The organism is Symbiobacterium ostreiconchae (assembly GCF_055396975.1).
Map to the genome: position 1 here is coordinate 2770082 of NZ_AP042454.1, position 16892 is coordinate 2786973.

A 16892-nucleotide genomic window follows, 5' to 3' on the forward strand; every position below is an offset into this window, starting at 1 on the left:
CGTATCTGTGCGGGGGCCGGCGGCGTCAACAAGACAGCGCTCCCCGAATGTGAGCAACTGAACTTGGCCCTTCACGACTGTGGGAGAATGCGGTAAAATGAAACGAACATTGTGTACGGGCCCGGGGAATTGAGGAGAGATTTGTGATGACGGAAACGAAGTTGACCTTTCGCGATCTTCACCTGTCGGAGAAAGTGCTGAAGGCACTGGACGACATGGGATTCGAAGAGCCTTCGCCCATTCAGGCGCAGGCGATCCCGTCCCTGCTGCAGGGCAAGGACGTCATCGGGCAGGCGCAGACCGGGACGGGCAAGACCGCCGCCTTCGGCGTGCCCATCGTCGAACGGCTGGTTCCCGGGCAGCGGGTCGTGCAGGCCCTGGTGCTCACGCCAACCCGCGAGCTGGCCATTCAGGTGGCCGAGGAGATCACCAAGATCGGCCGGCACGCGCGCGTGAAGACCATCGCCATCTACGGCGGCCAGTCCATCGAGCGGCAGATCCGGTCGCTCCGGTTCGGGGTCGACGTGGTGATCGGCACGCCCGGCCGCATTCTCGACCACCTGGGGCGGGGCACCCTGGACCTTTCCCGGGTGCGCATCGTCGTCCTGGACGAGGCGGACGAGATGCTGGACATGGGCTTCATCGACGACATCGAGAAGATCCTGCAGGCCACGCCGGAGGAACGGCAGACGCTGCTCTTCTCCGCCACCATGCCGCCCGAGATCCGGCGGCTGGCCGGGCGCTACATGCGCGAGCCGATCATGATCTCGGTGACGCCGCAGCAGCTCACCGTTCCGCAGATCGACCAGTACTTCTGCGAGGTGCGCCCATCTTTCAAGACCGAGGCCCTCACGCGCATCCTCGACATCGAGAACGTGGAGCGGGGCATCTGTTTCTGCCGCACGAAGAAGGGCGTCGACGAGCTGGTGGAGGCCCTGCAGGCGCGGGGCTACCAGGCCGAGGGCATCCACGGCGACATGAACCAGGCGCAGCGGAACCGGGTGATGAGCCGGTTCAAGGAAGGGCACGTCGAGCTGCTGGTCGCGACCGACGTCGCGGCCCGCGGGCTGGACATCTCCGATGTGACCCACGTGTTCAACTATGACATCCCCCAGGACCCGGAGAGCTATGTCCACCGCATTGGCCGCACGGGCCGGGCCGGACGCACCGGCACGGCGATCACGCTGGTGACGCCGCGCGAGTTCCCGCAGCTCAGGCTGATCGAGCGGGTGATCAAGACCCGCCTGCAGCGCCGGCCGGTGCCGTCGCTGAGCGACGTGGCCGAGGCGCAGCGGGAGCAGCTGAAGGAGCGGCTGCTGAAGATCCTGGAGGAGGATAAGCTGGGCGAGTTCAAGCAGCTGGCCGAGGACCTGCTGGCGGAGTACGATCCCAGCGACCTCGTGGCCGCCGCACTGAAGCTGGTGTCGGGCGAGGGCAAGCCTGCGCAGCCGGTGCAGACCGAGTTCGGCGACACCGGCGCGGAGGCCGGGATGGTCCGGTTCTTCCTGAACGTCGGGCGCGCCCAGATGATCCAGCCGGCCGACATCGTGCGCACCATCGCGCAGGAGGCCAACATCCCCGGTTCGTCGATCGGCCTGATCAACATCTACGACCGGTTCACCTTCGTGGAGGTCCCGAAGGACGTCGCCGGCCAGGTGATGCAGGCCATGCAGGGGGCGACCATCCGCGGGTACCAGGTGAACATCGAACCGGCGAAGCCGCGCTAGCGAGGACAGTCTGCGGCCCCTGACCGTTTTCGGACGGTCGGGGGCCGTTTTGTCCCTGTTCGCCGCCACCGGATCGTGGCTACGATGGCGGGGGAGGGATGGACGTGGAGACGTGCTACATGATCCGGCTGACCCGCAGACCGGGGTGCGTCATCACCGACGAGTTGATGCAGGCCCACCGGGCGCACCTGAAGCGCCTTGCGGATCAGGGGCGGCTGGTGCTGTGCGGCCCCTTTGCCGACAGGACCGGCGGCATGACCATCATCCGGGCGGCGTCGCTGGCGGAGGCGGAGGCGGTGGCGGCCGCCGATCCCCTCGTCTCCTCCGGGATGGAGGACGCCGAGGTCCGGGAGTGGATCATCACCGGCGGCGAGGGCCGGCCGCTGGAGGGCGACTGAGCGCGCCGGCCCCCCGGAGGATCAGCGGCGGCTTGCGCAGGGCGGGCGGCGGGAAACCCCCGGCGCCTTGTCTTTCATGCGCACCGCCCTGCGGGGAGAGACTAGGAGAACTGTGAGCGGTGAGCCGTGGGAGGTGGGCGGCGGGGGCGCCGTGGCGGCATGCAGCCGGTCAGTGCCCAGCCGGCAGCGGACGCCCCGTTCCCGCCACCTGCAGCCCACGCTCCACAGCACCACGCAGTTGGTCAGGCGCTACGTTCCTGGCGGCTACCCGCCCGTCCTTCTGCGCAAAGCGGGCTGCGCCTTCTCGCAGGGTGTCCCGCTCCCCGCGCAGGATCCGAACCTGATGGCGCACGCGCGGTCGTTCTCCCCGCTTGTCCTCTGTCAGCTCTCCGGACCGGCTGGGTCCCGCCTGCGCCTGGCGGCTGCACCTGCGTACCGCCGCTTCCCTCTGCCCACCGCGCACAGCTCGCCGCCAGATCGCACCACCCACGACCCACCGCGCACAGCTCACCGCCAGATCGCACCACCCACGACCCACCGCGCACAGCTCACCACCAGATCGCACTACCCACGACCCACCGCGCACAGCTCACCGCCAGATCCCACTACCCACTGCCCACCACTCACCGCTCAACGCCACTTCCCACAGCCCACCACTCACATCCCACAGCCATTGCGGGGGTACTCCACCGGATGATGTACGAACACACCCGCTCTGACGACCAGCGGATGAGCCGCAGGACGTTTCTCCAAAGCCTGGTTCTCGCCGCAGCCGCGCTTGGCCTGGCTGCGGCGGCGCCGGGCGCACCGGACCCGGGGACCGATCCAGGCGTGCGATCGGCCGAAGGGCGGCCGGTCCGCACGCACGCCGGCGGCCAGGGCACCAAAAGCGACGCTCCGCACCGCCCCAGGGCAGCCCGTTTCCCGCCCCCGCCCCGGGGAACCGTCGCCTGGGACCGGCGCTGCGGGAACCCGCGCTGCGCCGCGCGGGCGGAGTACGGCCTGGAGAGGCTGGTGTGCCCCTGCCAGGCCGGGCGGGCAGACGAAAAGGATCACCAGCATGCCCCGGTGGTGCGGGGTAGCTGGTGATCCCGCGCGTCAGTGGCGGACCGTTCCCGGATCCGGAGCAGGGGACTGTGCCCCGCTTTCCGCCGCACGGCGGCGGGCCCGGGTCCAGGGCCGTCCGCGGCGGCAGCGCACGCCGGCCTCCTCCAGCACGAGCCGGATGGTCTCCTTGCTGATCCCCTCGACGACGTGCAGCCGGATGAGCGCCTCCTGAAGCCGGGAGAGCGACCAGCAGGGCCATGGGAATCCGGCTGTCTGCGGCGGTGTGAGGGCCAGGCTGACGATCCGGTCCCGCTGTGCGGCGTCGAAGACCCGTGGGCGGCCGCCGCAGTATGCGGGCTGCAGCGAGTCGAGACCGTGCTCGTTGAAGTTGTGAATGACATGCCGCACATGATCGACCGAACAGCGGTAGCGCTGGGCGATCTGCGGCGCCGTCAGGCCCTGCGCGGAGGCGAGGACGATGGCGGCACGCCGGCTGCTCACCACGCGGTGACGGCGGCGGGCGGTTCGCTCCAGTTCCGCGCGCTCTTCGGGTGAGAGCTCTCGGACGAAAATCACCCTGCATCCCCCTAGCAACGGCTGTTGATTAAGGGTTCGTAATCCCGGCGAAAAGTCCTTCCTGGCTTGCTTTTCGGGGGCAAAAATCCAGGTTAACGTTTTTGGACGACATGCTGGACACAGACTTAGCCTTTTGGTATCGTTATTGGGTGAGGTACCAGAAGTAGACCACGGCGAAGCGAGGGGATGGAAGGCAGCGACTCCACCCGTTCAGGCTCCAGAGCCCCTTTCCAGCGGGACCTGGATCTTTTTCTTTGCGCATAGATGTGACTCGGCGAACGCGCTGCCCGATCGCCGTCACGGTTCCGCACGCTGCACCCCTCTGCGCCGGACCCGGGTGACTCCCTTGCGCAGAAACTCAGCACAACTCAGGGAGGTGTTGCTTTGGCGCAAGCCCTGGTATCGATCGCGCTTCCACTGGTCGCTGCCTTCTTCATGCCCGCGCTCTACCGCTGGCTTCGCTGGCGGCTCGGCGTGGCGGCAGTGGCTGCGGCGGCTGCGACCTTCATCCTCGTCGTCCTGACCCCGAATGTGTCGGTGGTCATCCCGTGGGTGCCGCACCTGGGGATCGACCTCTCCATACACGTTGACGGGTGGGGCCGGCTGTTTGCCCTGCTCATCGCCGGGATCGGCACGCTCGTCGTCCTCTATAGCATTCCCTACCTGGGCTCCCGCGAGGACCTGGGCAAGTTCTACGCCTACCTGCTGCTCTTCATGGGTGCGATGCTCGGCGTGGTGTACGCCGGCAACCTGATGCTCATGTACGTGTTCTGGGAGTTGACCTCGATCAGCTCCTTCCTGCTGATCGGCTTCTGGAACACCCGCGACGACGCCCAGTACGGCGCCCTGAAGGCGATCCTGATCACCTTCGGGGGCGGCCTCTGCATGCTGGGCGGCCTGGCGATTCTCGGCACGGTGGGCGGCACCTTTGAGCTGTCGGCGCTGCTCGAGAAACAGGCCGAGCTGCTGGGGCACCCGCTGGTCACCGTGGCGCTGGTCCTGCTGCTGATCGGCGCCTTCACCAAGTCTGCTCAGTTTCCCTTCCATATCTGGCTTCCCGACGCGATGGCGGCCCCCACGCCGGTCTCTGCCTACCTGCACTCGGCCACCATGGTCAAGGCCGGGCTCTACCTGATCGGCCGCCTCTGGCCGATCTTCCACACGCACCCGCTCTGGGTGCCCGTCGTGGCCGCGGTCGGCATGGTGACGATGGTGGTGGGATCCTTCCTCGCCGTGCAGAAGACCGACCTGAAGGCCGTCCTCGCGCTGTCCACCATCTCGCAGCTGGGTCTCATCATGTGGCTGTTCGGCCTGGGGACCCCGGAAGCCACCCAGGCGGCCGCGTTTCACCTGCTCAACCACTCCACGTTCAAGGCGCTTCTGTTCATGGTCGTCGGCATCGTCGACCACCAGACCGGCACCCGTGAGATCCCGCTCCTCTCGGGGCTGCGGAGGGCCATGCCCGTGTCCGCGGGACTGGCGATGGTGGGCGCCGCCTCCATGGCCGGGGTACCGCTGCTCAACGGCTTCCTCTCCAAGGAGATGTTCCTGACCGCGGTCCACGGCTCTTCCATGGGCGCGGCGGGGGCGCTGGTCGCGACGGGCGCCTCCCTGCTCACGACCCTCTACTGCCTCATCCTCGGGCACAAGATCTGGTTCGGCGAGCCCCACGAGACCCCGGACGTGCCGGAGGAAGGGTCGCCGTCCATCCTGGTGCCTCCGCTGCTCCTGGCGGTCATCATCGTCGCCGTCGGCATCTTCCCGGGGCTCGTCGAGTCGGCGATTGTCACCCCCGCCGTGGCGGCGGTGCTGCAGGGGCCGGCGGACCTGCCGCACATCGCGCTCTGGCACGGCTTCACCCCCGCCCTGCTGATGACGGCCATCGCCCTGGGCGGCGGCGTGCTCGCCTACGCGGGGCTGCCCCGCGTCCTGGCCGTCTTCCGGCGGTTCACCCCGCAGCGGTACCATCTGAACGCCCTGTACGACCTCCTCTGGTGGAAGAACCAGGTGGTGGAGAAGGCGGCGAAGTGGATCACCAACCGGCAGATGACCGGTTACCTGCGCGACTACCTCGCATACACCCTGGGCGCCCTGGTGCTGCTCTTCTTCGGGACCATGCTGGTCCGGCGCGCCGGAATCCCGCAGCTCACGCTGTCGCCCGTCGGGCCCTGGGAGCTTCTGCTGATGGCGATCATCGTCGCCGGTGCGGTCGCCACCGCCCGCGTCACCAGCCGCCTGGCGGCCGTCATGGCCATTTCGCTGGTGGGCCTGCCGCTGTCGCTGCTCTTCGCCCTCCTCCGGGCGCCGGACCTGGCCCTCACGCAGGCAGTCGTCGAGGTGATCACCACCGTGCTCTTCCTGCTGGTCTTCCCGCACCTGCGGCAGATCACGGTCCACCCGCGCAGGCCGGGCAGGCTGAACACCAACCTGCTGGTGGCGATCGGCGTCGGCGCGCTGGGCACGGTGGTCACGCTTCTCGCCAACGGGGCCCGCCTGTTCCCGCCAAGGGTGGCGGAGTGGCTGGTGGAGAACAGCTACCGATTGGGCGGCGGGAACAACGTCGTCAACGTGATCCTCGTGGATTTCCGCGGGTTTGACACGATGGGGGAGATCACGGTGCTCACCGTGGCCGGACTCGCGGTGTACATGCTGATCCGGCTGCGGAAGGACCACCAGGCGAAAGGGGGGAGGAGCTAGATGGTCCGCGCGCAGATCGAACAGAACCCGATCGTCCGGGTTGTCGTCCACACGTCGCTGTACGGCCTGAAGCTCCTCGCCGTCTGGATCCTGCTGCGGGGCCACCACGAGCCGGGCGGCGGCTTCATCGCCGGTCTCCTGATCGCGGCGGCAATCGCCATGCAGGGGGTGGCGTTCGGCACGGACGCCGCGCAGGCCATCTTTCCGCTCCCTCCCCAGTACCTGCTGGGCGGCGGCCTGCTGATCTCGTTCGCGACCGTGCTGGGTCCGGCCCTGGCGGGACATGCCTTCATGGAGCACAGCGCAGGGGTGATCGTGCTGCCCCTTCTGGGCGAGCTGCACTGGTCCACGGCGGTGCTCTTTGACATCGGCGTCTTTCTCGTGGTCGTGGGCACGATGAAGACCGTCCTGCTCAGCATCGCCACGGATCCGGTACGCCGCCGCCCATCCGCGGCGGAAGGCGCAGCCCCCAGCCCTGACAGGGAGGTGTCGTAGCCGGTGGAACTGCTTGCTGCACTGGTCATCGGCCTGCTCCTGGGTGTGGGCACCTACCTGCTCCTGGAGCGGAACATGATCCGGATCGTGCTGGGAACCATGCTGATCAACTACGCCACCAACTTCATGCTCCTCACCTCCGGCCGGCTGAAGACGGGGCGTGCGCCCTTCCTGGGCGGAAGCGAAGTGCAGGTCGCGGCGGAGGGCAGCGGCGGCATTATCGTGGACGGCATCTCGTATGTCGACCCCGTGCCGCAGGCCCTGATCCTGACGTCGATCGTCATCGGCCTGGCGACGACCGCCTTCGCCTTCGTCCTGTCGTACCGGACGGTCCAGGAGTGCGATACCGACGATCTGCTGCTGCTGCGGGGGGTGGAGCATGAGTAACCTCGTCGCCTACCCCGCACTGCTCTGCTTCGGCACCGGCATTGTCCAGCTGCTCCTGCACAGGCGGGTGGCCCTCCAGCGGGCGGTAGCCCTCCTGTCGTCGATTGCGGGGATTGTGCTCTCGGTTCTGCTTACGTACACCATCTGGACCTCCGGCATTCAGGTCCAGACGGCCGGCGGGTGGCCGGTGCCCTTCGGCATCACGCTGACGGCGGACCTGTTCAGCGGGATGATGATGATCCTCGCGGCCGTCGTGCTCTTTACGTCCATCCTCTACATTTTCCGGGACATGAACCCGGACAGTGAACGGACCTTCTTCTACCCTGTGCTCTTCTTCATGATGGCCGGCGTCAACCTCAGCTTCGCCACCGGCGACATCTTCAACCTGTACGTCGCCTTCGAGGTGATGCTGATCTCGTCCTATTTCCTGATGGCTCTGGGGAGCACGGGCCCGCAGGTGCGGGAGGGCCTGAAGTACCTGCTGCTGAACACGGTGGCCTCGAGCCTCTTCCTGTTCGGCGTGGCCCTGCTCTACGGCGTCACCTCGTCGCTGAACATGGCGGACATCGCCGCCAAGGCGGCGTCCGAGCCCGGCAACCCCTACATCACCCTGTCGGGGATGCTGTTCCTGGTCGTGTTCGCCGCGAAGGGCGCGCTCTTTCCCTTCTACTGGTGGCTGCCCCGCTCGTACTACTACGTGCCCAACGGCATCGCCCCGCTGTTCGCGTCGATGCTGACCAAGGTGGGGGTGTACGGCCTCATCCGGGTGTTCACCCTGATCTTCATCCACGACAGCGGCCTGACCCACTCGCTGCTGCTGGTCATCGGCGGCCTCACGATGTTCCTCGGCGTGATGGGCGCGATCTCCCAGTACGACTTCAAGGCCATCCTGAGCTACCACATCATCAGCCAGATCGGATACATGATCATGGGCCTGGGCCTGTATACGGTCCTGGGGCTTGCCGGAGCGGTGTTCTACATCGCACACCACATCATCGTCAAGTCCGGCCTGTTCCTGCTCTCCGGGGCGACCAGCCGGATCACGGGTCAGACGGACTTCAAGCACTACTCCGGCCTGCTGGCCTCCTACCCCGGACTGGCCTACACGTTCTTCGCCACCGCCATCTCGCTGGCCGGCGTGCCGCCCTTCTCGGGCTTCTTCGCCAAGTTCGCCCTGCTCCGGGCGGCGGTGGAGAAGGGGGCCTGGGGCATCGCAGCGGTGTCGCTGCTGGTCTCGTTCTTCACCCTGTTCTCCATGATCAAGATCTTCCGCAAGGCCTACTGGGGACGGCCCTCCGGTCAGCGGATCCAGCGCACCAGGCGGGACTACTTCGCGGCCCTGACCCCCGCCGTGATCCTGCTGGCGCTTTCCGTCGCGATGGGCCTGGGCGGCGGCTACATGATGGAGTTCGCGCTGGCGACGGCAGACCAGCTTATGCATCCCAACATCTACGTTGAAGCCGTCCTGGGGAGGTGAGCGCCGTGGACGCCCGAGTTCGCACCGGAATCCTCGTAGTGCTGTTCGCGTTTCTCTGGATGATCCTGCAGGAGTCCTACACCCTCGGCAGCTTCGTCGGCGGGCTGGTCGTGGGCCTGGTGATCCTGCTGATCTTCCCGGCGCCGGTCCACGGGCTCATCAACCCCTACGTGAGGCGGCCAGGCGGCATCTTCCGCTGGCTGGTGAGCGCCGCCCACCTGTTCCTGTACTACACGCGGCACTGGCTGCGGGGCAACGCCGAGATGGCGCGCCTGATGCTGCGCCGGGACCTGAGCACGATCACGCCCGGCGTGCTGAAGTTCCCCCTGCGGGTCCGGCAGCCCGGGCAGGTAGCCCTGCTGGCCAACCTGATCACCGTGACCCCCGGCTCTTACACCGTCGAGGTGTCCGATGAGTGGGACGTGCTCTATCTGCACGTCATCGATGCCTCCGATGCCGAGGCGGCGCTTGCCCCGATCCGGCGCATTGAGGAGCTGATCATGGAGGTGTTGCAGTGATGCTGCAGGCCGTCCTCTGGATCAGCCTGGTGGGCATGGTCGTCTCCCTGGGTTTCGCCGCCTACCGCACGTTCGCCGGGCCTACCGTCGCGGACCGGATCGCGGCGATCGATGCCTTCGGCACGGTGCTCATCCAGGCGTTGATCGTCGGTGCGATCCTGCTGAACGACCCGCAGTACCTGGCGTATGCCGTGGTCCTCGCCGCCATCAACTACGTCTCGACCGTTGCGCTGGGCAAGTACCTTCAGAGGGGGGGGGTCATTGGCCATGGAGATTCTCATCAGCGTGTTGCTCCTGCTGGGGACCGCGGCGGCGGTGCTGGGGACGCTGGGGCTCGTCCGGATGCCTGATGTGTACAACCGCCTGCACGCGGTCACCATGGCCATCACCTTCGCCACGGTGATGATGGTCCTGGCCGGCACCCTCTACTTCTCTTTCACACACGGGCTCACGCTGAAGCTGCTGCTGGTCGTTCCGTTCGTCTTCTGGACGACTTCGGCGGCATCGTTCGTCATCGCCCGCGGGGCGCACCGCACGGGGGTGCGCCTGGCGCCGGTGACGGTCCGGGATGACCTGCAGGAGGACATGGGCGTGGAGAAGGAACACGAGTGAAGCCGGCCTGAAAACGGGAAGACCGCCGCATCCGTGCGGCGGTCGTTTTTTCCGCCCTATTCCGCGCCCCGCTCCGCCACGGAACGCAGCAGCGCCGTCACCCACTGCTGCAGGGACGCGCGCCGCTCGGCGATCTCGGTCCGGAGCCGCTCCTGTTCGGCCGCCAGCTCTGCCAGCCGGGCCGCGTGCTCGTCCTCCAGGTCGGCGATCTCCCGCGCGAGCACCAGGGCCTGAATCGGCGCCATGGCGCGGCTGCGCTCGAGCCCCTTCTGCAGCCGCGCCAGCTTTCTGGCGGCCTCCTGCACCTGGGCCTCCAGGGCCTCGCAATCGGCCGTCAGGCTGGCCTCCTCTGCCTTCGCCTGCTCGATGGCCTCCCGGAGGTGCCTGAGCTCCAGCGCGAAGCGTTCAGCCTGCTCCCGCAGCTGCCGCTCCGCCTCCTGCGGGGGGATGCCCAGCAGCTGCCGGCGCAGCGGGCGGTCGGTGGGCTCTCGCATCAGCCCCGACCCCCTTCCTGCTCCCGCAGGTACGCCTGCAGCTGGAGGAAGGGCTGGACCGCGGCCAGGATCCCCTCCGCGATCTGCCGCTCCAGGGCGATCCAGTTGTCCCGCTCCCGCCGGACGGCATCCAGTTCCGCCTCCCGGTCGGCCAGCTCGCGGCGGTGGCGCTCGGCGACCTCCCGGCGGCGGACTTCGAACTCGCTTTCGGCCCGGTCGAACTCCTCCAGAATCTGCTGGATCTCCTGTTCCAGCCGCTCCCGCTCGGCTGCCAGTTCCGCCCGGCGCTGCCGAAGCTGCGCCCCGCGGGCCGCCACGTCCGCGAGGCGGGCCTTCAGGATGTCCACCTGTGCCCGGTGGCTGGTGCGGCGTGCCTCCAGCTCGGCCTCCAGGGCGGACGGGCTGATCCCCAGTGGCCTCAGCGGCGTCTGCATTCCGCCACTCCCCCCGTGTGTTGGGTCTCGTAGATCAACACGGGATATCCGGCGGTAAAGTTCAACGCCATACTATCGATGTGACCCCACCCTTGCCGGCGTTCGAACGGATGTTCCGGATTTCGCATTCAACCTGAAGGAATCGGGATGGCGGGCGTCGAACTTGCGGGTGAGGCAGGTGACCAGCTTGCGCTGTTTTGCGGCGGTTGAGGTTTCGTCGCCGGCGGTCCGCCGGGCGCTGGAATCCGCGCGCGACGAACTCCGGCGGGCCCTGGGCGCCGAGGCCCGGGCGGTGAAGTGGGTGCGCGCGGACCAGTTTCATTTCACGCTCCGCTTCTTCGGCGAACTCGGGCAGGAAGAGGTGGAGAAGGCCGCAGGGGCCCTGCGCCGCGCAGCCGCCGGAACGGCCCCGTTCCGGCTGGCCGTAGCCGGGCTGGGCGCTTTCCCCGGCCTGCGGAACCCCCGGGTGCTGTGGGCGGGCACCGGCGAGGGACGGGAGCAGCTCGTCGCCCTGGCCCGGCGGCTGGAGGATGAACTGGCCGGCGTCGGGTTCGCGCGGGAGCTCCGGCCCTTTCACCCGCACCTGACCCTGGGGCGTGTGCGGGACGGGGCGGATGTGGCAGCGCCGCTGCGGGAGTTGCTGACCCGCCCGCCGGTGGCCTACGGAGAGTGGCAGGTGGAGCAGGTGGTCCTGATGCGCAGCGAGCTGCTGCCGGCCGGCCCCCGCTACACCGTGGTCGAGACGGCCGAACTGATGCGCGCCGAATAGCCCCTTCGGGCTTGTCAGGCGGCGGCGGCTGGCCTATACTGGGGCTGAAGGGTCTGGAAAATACTGGCTGGGAGGATGCGGGGCTTATGCCGTTGGATCCGGGAAAGCAGAAGGCCATAGACATGGCGCTCGCGCAGATCGAGAAGCAGTTTGGCAAGGGTTCGATCATGCGGCTTGGCGAGCAGATGGCCAGGCTGAACGTCGAGGTGATTCCGACCGGTTCGGTGGCGCTGGATGCGGCCCTGGGGGTCGGCGGCCTGCCGCGCGGCCGGATCACGGAGATCTACGGGCCGGAGTCGTCGGGCAAGACGACGGTCGCGCTGCACGTCATCGCCGAGGCCCAGAAGATGGGCGGCGTGGCGGCGTTCGTGGACGCGGAGCACGCGCTGGACCCGGTCTACGCCCAGGCCCTCGGGGTCGACATCGAAAACCTGCTCATCTCCCAGCCGGACACGGGCGAGCAGGCGCTGGAGATCACCGAGACCCTGGTGCGTTCGGGCGCCGTGGACGTCGTGGTGGTCGACTCGGTCGCGGCGCTGGTGCCCAAGGCCGAGATCGAGGGCGAGATGGGCGACTCCTTCGTCGGCCTGCAGGCCCGGCTGATGTCCCAGGCGCTGCGCAAGCTGACCGGCGCCATCTCCAAGTCGAGGGCCGTGGTCATCTTCATCAACCAGATCCGCGAGAAGGTCGGCGTGATGTTCGGGAACCCCGAGACGACGCCGGGCGGCCGCGCCCTGAAGTTCTACTCGTCGGTCCGCCTGGAGGTGCGCAAGGCCGAGACGCTGAAGAACGGCCAGGAGGTGGTCGGCTCCCGCACCCGGGTCAAGGTCGTGAAGAACAAGGTGGCGCCTCCCTTCAAGCAGGCCGAGTTCGATATCCTCTACGGGCAGGGCATCTCGAAAGAAGGCAGCCTGATCGACATCGGCGTGGAGCTGAACCCGCCGGTCATCGTCAAGAGCGGCGCCTGGTACTCCTACGGAGACGTGCGGATCGGCCAGGGCAAGGAGAACGCGCGGGACTGGCTGCGGCAGCACCCGGAGGTGGCTGCCGAGATCGAACAGAAGATCAAGGAACGGCTGCACGTGGGCCCCTTGCCGCTGAAGTCCGCGGACGATGGAGTCGCCGACGCCGATGCCTAGCGGGCGGCCTGGCCGGACCGGCTCCGGCGGCTCGCGCGCCGGCGGGGGCCGCCGCGCGCGCAGGGCGTCGCAGCGGCAGGTCGACCCGGAGGCCCTGCAGGCGGTCTCCGGGCGCATCACCGCCCTGGCCGGGCAGCGGGACCCGGACCGGCGCTCGGTGTTCGTGGACGGCGAGTTCGTCCTGGGGCTGCACGTCGAGACCGTTCTCCGGTGCGGCCTGAAGGTGGGGCAGGAGGTGGACGGGGAGACGCTGGCCGCGGCCTACGCGGCCGACCTGGACCGGCAGGCGTGGGAGGCCGGCCTGCGGCTGCTGGCGGCTGCGCCCCGCACCCGCCTGGAGGTGGCGCGGCGCCTCGGCCGCCGGTATCCGCCGGAGACCGTCGAGCGCGCCGTGGAGCGGCTCGCCGCGGCCGGCTGGCTGGACGACCGGGCGTACGCCGAGAGCTACGTGCGCAGCCGTCCGGACCACGGCAGCCGGCGGCTTCTGGCCGACCTCCTCCGGAAGGGCGTGGACCGGCAGGTCGCGGCCGAGGTGGTGGAGGCCGCACGGGGCAGCCACGAGGCCGTGGAGCACGCCCGGGCCGTGGCGGAGAGCCGGCTGCGCCGCATGAACGGCGTCGACCGCGCCACCGCGGCCCGGCGCCTGGCGGGCTACCTCGCGCGCCGGGGGTTCGGGCCGGAGACGGTCCGGGAGGCCCTGGAGCCGCTCATCGCCCGCCTGCCGGAGCCGCCTGTCCCCGGGCGCGGCAGCCTGCAGCGGCGGACTTCCCTGGGCCGCAGGCAACCGCTGCGGGAGGATCCGGCGCCGTACGGGGAAGACGAAAATGTATAACATCGGTCACCTCCACATAAAATAACGACCATGAAAGGGGATCACGCCGCAGGAGGTGACCGCAGTGGAGCGGCCGGACGCCCGCCCCGACTGGCGGGAAGCGCGGGACCGCGAAGCGGTGGAGGCCTTCCAGGCGCGGCACCGCCGCCTGGCCGATGAGGTGGAGCGGGTGCTCATGCGGCTGGTGGTGCTCGGGCTGGTGGTCCTGGCCCTGGCGCAGACGCTGGGCATGGGCCGCCTGGGCCTGCTGGCGGCGCTGGAAGGCACGCCGGTGCACGAGGTGACCGACTGGAGCCGCAGCCTGGGGAGGTCGACCAGCGCCCAATAGGCACGGTGGAGGGAGCGCGGCTGCGCTCTCTTTTGCACGTATCTCGCAATTTGCCAGTTTGACGTGGCATTTCCAGTCTGCTAATCTTAGGGAAGGAAGTCTCGGGCGCGATGTACAACTGCATACCGTAAGGGTTCGAGCCCGTTCTGCACGATGGGCATGGCATATCGACGAGTTGGAGTGTGAACTTTGGCGTTGCGTGACGGGACCCGAGAACTCGTGATCGCCATGGACGGCCCGGCCGGGGCCGGGAAGAGCACCCTGGCGCGGATCGTCGCGAATCGGCTCGGGTATCTCTATATCGACACAGGTGCGATGTACCGGGCTCTCGCCCTGAAGGCCCTGCGCCTGGGAATTCCGGAGACGGACGCTGCCGCCCTGGCCGCCATGGCCGAGACGACCGACGTCCAGCTGGAGCGGGCGTCGGACGGCGGCAACCGGGTGCTGCTGGACGGCGAGGACGTCACCGCCGAGATCCGCACGCCGGCCGTGTCGGCGATCGTCTCGCAGGTGTCGGCGGTGCCGCGGCTCCGGCAGCGGCTGATTGAGGCCCAGCGGGCCCTGGCACGGACCGGGGGCGTGGTGATGGACGGCCGCGATATCGGCTCGTATGTGCTGCCCGACGCCGACCGGAAGTTCTTCATCACCGCCACCCTGCAGGAGCGGGCCCGGCGCCGCTTGGCCCAGCTGCGGGCGGAAGGCCATCCCGCCGAGCTGGCGGAGGTCGAGGCGGAGATCGCGCGGCGAGATGCGCAGGATATGAACAAGGGTGTCCACTCGCTGGTGCGGCTGCCGGAGTCGATCGTCATCGACACGACCGGCAAGCGCGTCGACGAGGTCGTCGAGGAAATTCTGCAGCACTGCCGGAGGATTTAGCCATGTGGCTCTACGGCTTTGCAAGGGTCGTCCTGGGCACCGGCTACCGCCTGCTCTACCGCATCCGGGCGGAGGGCCAGGAGCATATTCCCCGCAGCGGCGGCGTCATTCTCTGCGGCAACCATATCAACGCACAGGACCCCATCATCATCGGCCTGGCCTGTCCACGACCGGTCTGCTTCATGGCGAAAGAGGAGCTGTTCCGTTCGCAGCTGCTCGGCTTCATCATCCGGGGACTGGGCGCATTTCCCGTGAAGCGGGGAAGCGCGGACAGGGCGGCCCTGAAGCACGCCCTTTCCCTGCTGGAGGCCGGCTGCTGCTTTGGCATATTTCCCGAGGGCACCCGCTCCCGGACCGGGGAACTGCAGAAGCCCGAGCCTGGAACGGCGTATATCGCCCTCAAGTCCGGCGTACCGGTGATCCCCGTCGGCATCACCGGCAGCTATAAACCGTTTCGTCCTATTCGGGTTCGCTTCGGACCGCCGGTGGATCTGGAGCGCTTCCGGGGCCAGAGGCTGAACGGGCCGACACTGGAGGCGGCCAGCCAGGCCATTGCGGAGGCGATCGCCGAGCTGGTGGATGCGCCGCCCCAAGCGCGGCGCGCGGACGAAGGACCGCCGGCCGGTCAAGCACTTTCTTTCTGGTAATCCGCCGCCCGGGGCTGGTTTCTTCATGAGAATCTGGTAATGTATGGTTCGCGTCGGTCGCGCCGGTGCCGCACCTGGTCCGAGCCATCGAGGAGGTCTACGATCGTGCAGGAGTTTGACAACCAGGGTAGGGAGAAAGTCGAGACCATGGAGGACATCGAAGCCCGCGCTGAGCTGGAGGCTGCCCTCAGGGTACCCAAGCCCGGCGACATCGTGAAGGGGCAGGTCGTGCGCGTCAGCGAGGATTCGATCATGGTCGACGTCGGCTACAAGTCGGAGGGAATCATCCCGCTGAACGAGCTTTCCCACCGTCCGCTCCGCAGTGCCGAGGAGGCCGGGCTCAAGGTTGGTGACGAAGTGCAGGTGGTGGTCCTCAGCGTCGATGCCAAGGGCGAGGGCGGCCTGCGCATCAGCAAGCGCCGTGCCGATGAGCAGCTGGCCTGGGCTGAGATCGAGCGGAAATTTGAGGCCGGCGAGGTCATCGAGGCCGAGGTCACCGAGGCCGTCAAGGGAGGCCTCGTGGTCGACCTGGGACTGCGTGCCTTCCTGCCCGCTTCGCAGGTGGACCGGGGCTACGTTGCCGATCTCTCCAAGTTTGTGGGCCAGAGGATCCGCGTCAAAATCGTGGAACTGGATCCTTACAAGGGGCGCGTCATCCTCTCCCGCAAGCAGGTGCTGGAGCAGGAGCGCGCGGCCGCGCGGGAGCGCTTCTGGGCGACCGTCCAGGAGGGCGACGTGCTGGAGGGTAAGGTCAAGTCCATCACGGACTTCGGCGCCTTCATCGACCTCGGCGGGGTCGACGGGCTGCTGCACATCTCCGAGATGTCCTACGGCCGCATCAAGCACCCGTCGCAGGTCGTCAAGGAAGGCGAGCAGATCAAGGTCAAGGTGCTGCGCCTGGACCGCGAGAAGGGCAAGGTCTCCCTGGGTCTGAAGCAGGTGCTTCCCGATCCGTGGGATACGGTGGAAGAGAAGTACCCGGAGGGCGCCATCGTCGAGGGCACCGTCGCCCGCCTGACCACCTTCGGCGCCTTCGTGGAGCTTGAGCCCGGCGTCGACGGCCTGATCCACATCAGCCAGATGGCCGACCGGCGCATCAACAACCCGGGCGAGGTCGTCTCCATCGGAGACGTGGTGAAGGTCAAGGTCATCAGCGTCGATGCGCAGAACCGCCGGATCAGCCTCTCGCTGCGGGCCGCGGTGGAGGAGCTGGCGGCCGAGGCGATTGCCGCTCAGGTGACCACCCCGTACAAGGACCCCGTCGCGGCCGAAGGCGGGGAGGCCGAGGCGGCGTCCGAGGCTACCGAGGTCTCCGAGCCCGACGCGCAGGCCCAGGCACCGGCTGAGGAAGCGTCCGGGGCGGCCGAGGAACCCCAGTCCGAATAGCTTGCCGTGCCTTTTCGTCCGGCTCCCTGCAGGGGGCCGGACTTCTCTATTGC

General features: G+C 68.1%; 19 protein-coding genes. 16 read left to right on the forward strand and 3 right to left on the reverse strand.

What is annotated here, in order from left to right:
* Positions 1-146: 146 nt before the first annotated feature.
* Positions 147-1727, forward strand: coding sequence for a DEAD/DEAH box helicase (locus tag ACZ5UM_RS13405; RefSeq protein WP_464844804.1), 1581 nt, complete (start codon positions 147-149; stop codon positions 1725-1727).
* 104 nt (positions 1728-1831) lie between these two features.
* Positions 1832-2125 carry a YciI family protein gene (locus tag ACZ5UM_RS13410; RefSeq protein ID WP_464844805.1) on the forward strand — a complete coding sequence of 98 codons (294 nt, stop codon included), beginning with the start codon at positions 1832-1834 and terminating at the stop codon, positions 2123-2125.
* 1098 nt (positions 2126-3223) lie between these two features.
* Here the strand turns inward: ACZ5UM_RS13410 and ACZ5UM_RS13415 are convergent.
* Positions 3224-3748: a helix-turn-helix domain-containing protein gene (locus ACZ5UM_RS13415; RefSeq protein WP_464844806.1), complete on the reverse strand. Its 525-nt coding sequence runs from the start codon at positions 3746-3748 to the stop codon at positions 3224-3226.
* A gap of 384 nt (positions 3749-4132) precedes the next feature.
* Here ACZ5UM_RS13415 and mbhE point away from each other — a divergent pair, with 384 nt between their 5' ends.
* From mbhE to ACZ5UM_RS13450, 7 genes are read left to right on the forward strand one after another with little or no spacing between them, the layout of a single operon-like run.
* Positions 4133-6445: a hydrogen gas-evolving membrane-bound hydrogenase subunit E gene (gene mbhE, locus ACZ5UM_RS13420; RefSeq protein WP_464844807.1), complete on the forward strand. Its 2313-nt coding sequence runs from the start codon at positions 4133-4135 to the stop codon at positions 6443-6445.
* The gene (locus ACZ5UM_RS13425) at positions 6446-6940 is read left to right on the forward strand and encodes an MnhB domain-containing protein (RefSeq protein ID WP_273377369.1); all 495 of its coding nucleotides are present in this window, start codon (positions 6446-6448) and stop codon (positions 6938-6940) included.
* Between the two features lie 3 nt (positions 6941-6943).
* Entirely contained in the window at positions 6944-7327 is a 384-nt protein-coding gene (locus tag ACZ5UM_RS13430; protein WP_464844808.1) for a sodium:proton antiporter, read from the forward strand.
* On the forward strand, positions 7320-8804 hold the full coding sequence (locus ACZ5UM_RS13435; RefSeq protein ID WP_011195787.1) for a proton-conducting transporter transmembrane domain-containing protein: 1485 nt from the start codon (positions 7320-7322) through the stop codon (positions 8802-8804). Before ACZ5UM_RS13430 ends, ACZ5UM_RS13435 begins: the two co-directional genes overlap by 8 nt.
* A 5-nt stretch (positions 8805-8809) precedes the next feature.
* A complete protein-coding gene (locus ACZ5UM_RS13440) occupies positions 8810-9322 on the forward strand; it encodes a Na+/H+ antiporter subunit E (RefSeq protein WP_464844809.1) in 513 nt (170 codons plus the stop codon).
* The gene (locus ACZ5UM_RS13445; protein ID WP_464848380.1) at positions 9322-9672 is read left to right on the forward strand and encodes an MrpF/PhaF family protein; all 351 of its coding nucleotides are present in this window, start codon (positions 9322-9324) and stop codon (positions 9670-9672) included. The genes ACZ5UM_RS13440 and ACZ5UM_RS13445 overlap by 1 nt, the downstream gene beginning before the upstream one ends.
* Positions 9665-9934, forward strand: a complete 270-nt coding sequence (locus ACZ5UM_RS13450) for a cation:proton antiporter (protein WP_464844810.1) — start codon at positions 9665-9667, stop codon at positions 9932-9934. Before ACZ5UM_RS13445 ends, ACZ5UM_RS13450 begins: the two co-directional genes overlap by 8 nt.
* Before the next feature lie 56 nt (positions 9935-9990).
* Here ACZ5UM_RS13450 and ACZ5UM_RS13455 read toward each other — a convergent pair whose 3' ends face one another.
* Complete coding sequence (locus tag ACZ5UM_RS13455; protein WP_464844811.1) at positions 9991-10428, reverse strand: hypothetical protein; 438 nt, start codon at positions 10426-10428, stop codon at positions 9991-9993.
* Entirely contained in the window at positions 10428-10862 is a 435-nt protein-coding gene (locus tag ACZ5UM_RS13460) for a hypothetical protein (protein ID WP_464844812.1), read from the reverse strand. The genes ACZ5UM_RS13455 and ACZ5UM_RS13460 overlap by 1 nt, the downstream gene beginning before the upstream one ends.
* A 187-nt stretch (positions 10863-11049) precedes the next feature.
* On the opposite strand from ACZ5UM_RS13460, the gene thpR reads away from it, so the two are divergent.
* The 7 genes from thpR (at position 11050) to rpsA (ending at position 16839) form a co-directional block, all read left to right on the forward strand.
* Positions 11050-11631, forward strand: a complete 582-nt coding sequence (thpR, locus tag ACZ5UM_RS13465; protein WP_464844813.1) for an RNA 2',3'-cyclic phosphodiesterase — start codon at positions 11050-11052, stop codon at positions 11629-11631.
* 86 nt (positions 11632-11717) lie between these two features.
* Entirely contained in the window at positions 11718-12770 is a 1053-nt protein-coding gene (gene recA, locus ACZ5UM_RS13470) for a recombinase RecA (protein ID WP_464844814.1), read from the forward strand.
* Positions 12763-13602 (forward strand): regulatory protein RecX, encoded by an 840-nt coding sequence (locus ACZ5UM_RS13475; protein ID WP_464844815.1) that lies wholly within the window; start codon positions 12763-12765, stop codon positions 13600-13602. The genes recA and ACZ5UM_RS13475 overlap by 8 nt, the downstream gene beginning before the upstream one ends.
* A gap of 64 nt (positions 13603-13666) precedes the next feature.
* The gene (locus ACZ5UM_RS13480) at positions 13667-13930 is read left to right on the forward strand and encodes a hypothetical protein (RefSeq protein WP_464844816.1); all 264 of its coding nucleotides are present in this window, start codon (positions 13667-13669) and stop codon (positions 13928-13930) included.
* A 195-nt stretch (positions 13931-14125) separates the two neighbouring features.
* Positions 14126-14806 carry a (d)CMP kinase gene (cmk, locus tag ACZ5UM_RS13485; RefSeq protein ID WP_464848381.1) on the forward strand — a complete coding sequence of 227 codons (681 nt, stop codon included), beginning with the start codon at positions 14126-14128 and terminating at the stop codon, positions 14804-14806.
* 2 nt (positions 14807-14808) lie between these two features.
* On the forward strand, positions 14809-15453 hold the full coding sequence (locus tag ACZ5UM_RS13490) for a lysophospholipid acyltransferase family protein (protein WP_464844817.1): 645 nt from the start codon (positions 14809-14811) through the stop codon (positions 15451-15453).
* Positions 15454-15558: 105 nt separating this feature from the next.
* Positions 15559-16839: a 30S ribosomal protein S1 gene (rpsA, locus tag ACZ5UM_RS13495; protein WP_464844818.1), complete on the forward strand. Its 1281-nt coding sequence runs from the start codon at positions 15559-15561 to the stop codon at positions 16837-16839.
* The last annotated feature ends 53 nt before the right edge of the window (positions 16840-16892 follow it).

What these genes read in the sequence shown, in the direction of transcription:
- ACZ5UM_RS13475 (WP_464844815.1), top strand. Translation starts at nt 12,763, where the DNA reads ATGCCTAGCGGGCGGCCTGGCCGGACCGGCTCCGGCGGCTCGCGCGCC.
- ACZ5UM_RS13405 (WP_464844804.1), top strand. Translation starts at nt 147, where the DNA reads ATGACGGAAACGAAGTTGACCTTTCGCGATCTTCACCTGTCGGAGAAA.
- ACZ5UM_RS13455 (WP_464844811.1), bottom strand. Translation starts at nt 10,428, where the DNA reads ATGCGAGAGCCCACCGACCGCCCGCTGCGCCGGCAGCTGCTGGGCATC.
- ACZ5UM_RS13425 (WP_273377369.1), top strand. Translation starts at nt 6,446, where the DNA reads ATGGTCCGCGCGCAGATCGAACAGAACCCGATCGTCCGGGTTGTCGTC.
- ACZ5UM_RS13445 (WP_464848380.1), top strand. Translation starts at nt 9,322, where the DNA reads ATGCTGCAGGCCGTCCTCTGGATCAGCCTGGTGGGCATGGTCGTCTCC.
- ACZ5UM_RS13450 (WP_464844810.1), top strand. Translation starts at nt 9,665, where the DNA reads ATGCCTGATGTGTACAACCGCCTGCACGCGGTCACCATGGCCATCACC.
- recA (WP_464844814.1), top strand. Translation starts at nt 11,718, where the DNA reads ATGCCGTTGGATCCGGGAAAGCAGAAGGCCATAGACATGGCGCTCGCG.
- ACZ5UM_RS13435 (WP_011195787.1), top strand. Translation starts at nt 7,320, where the DNA reads ATGAGTAACCTCGTCGCCTACCCCGCACTGCTCTGCTTCGGCACCGGC.
- ACZ5UM_RS13460 (WP_464844812.1), bottom strand. Translation starts at nt 10,862, where the DNA reads ATGCAGACGCCGCTGAGGCCACTGGGGATCAGCCCGTCCGCCCTGGAG.
- ACZ5UM_RS13490 (WP_464844817.1), top strand. Translation starts at nt 14,809, where the DNA reads ATGTGGCTCTACGGCTTTGCAAGGGTCGTCCTGGGCACCGGCTACCGC.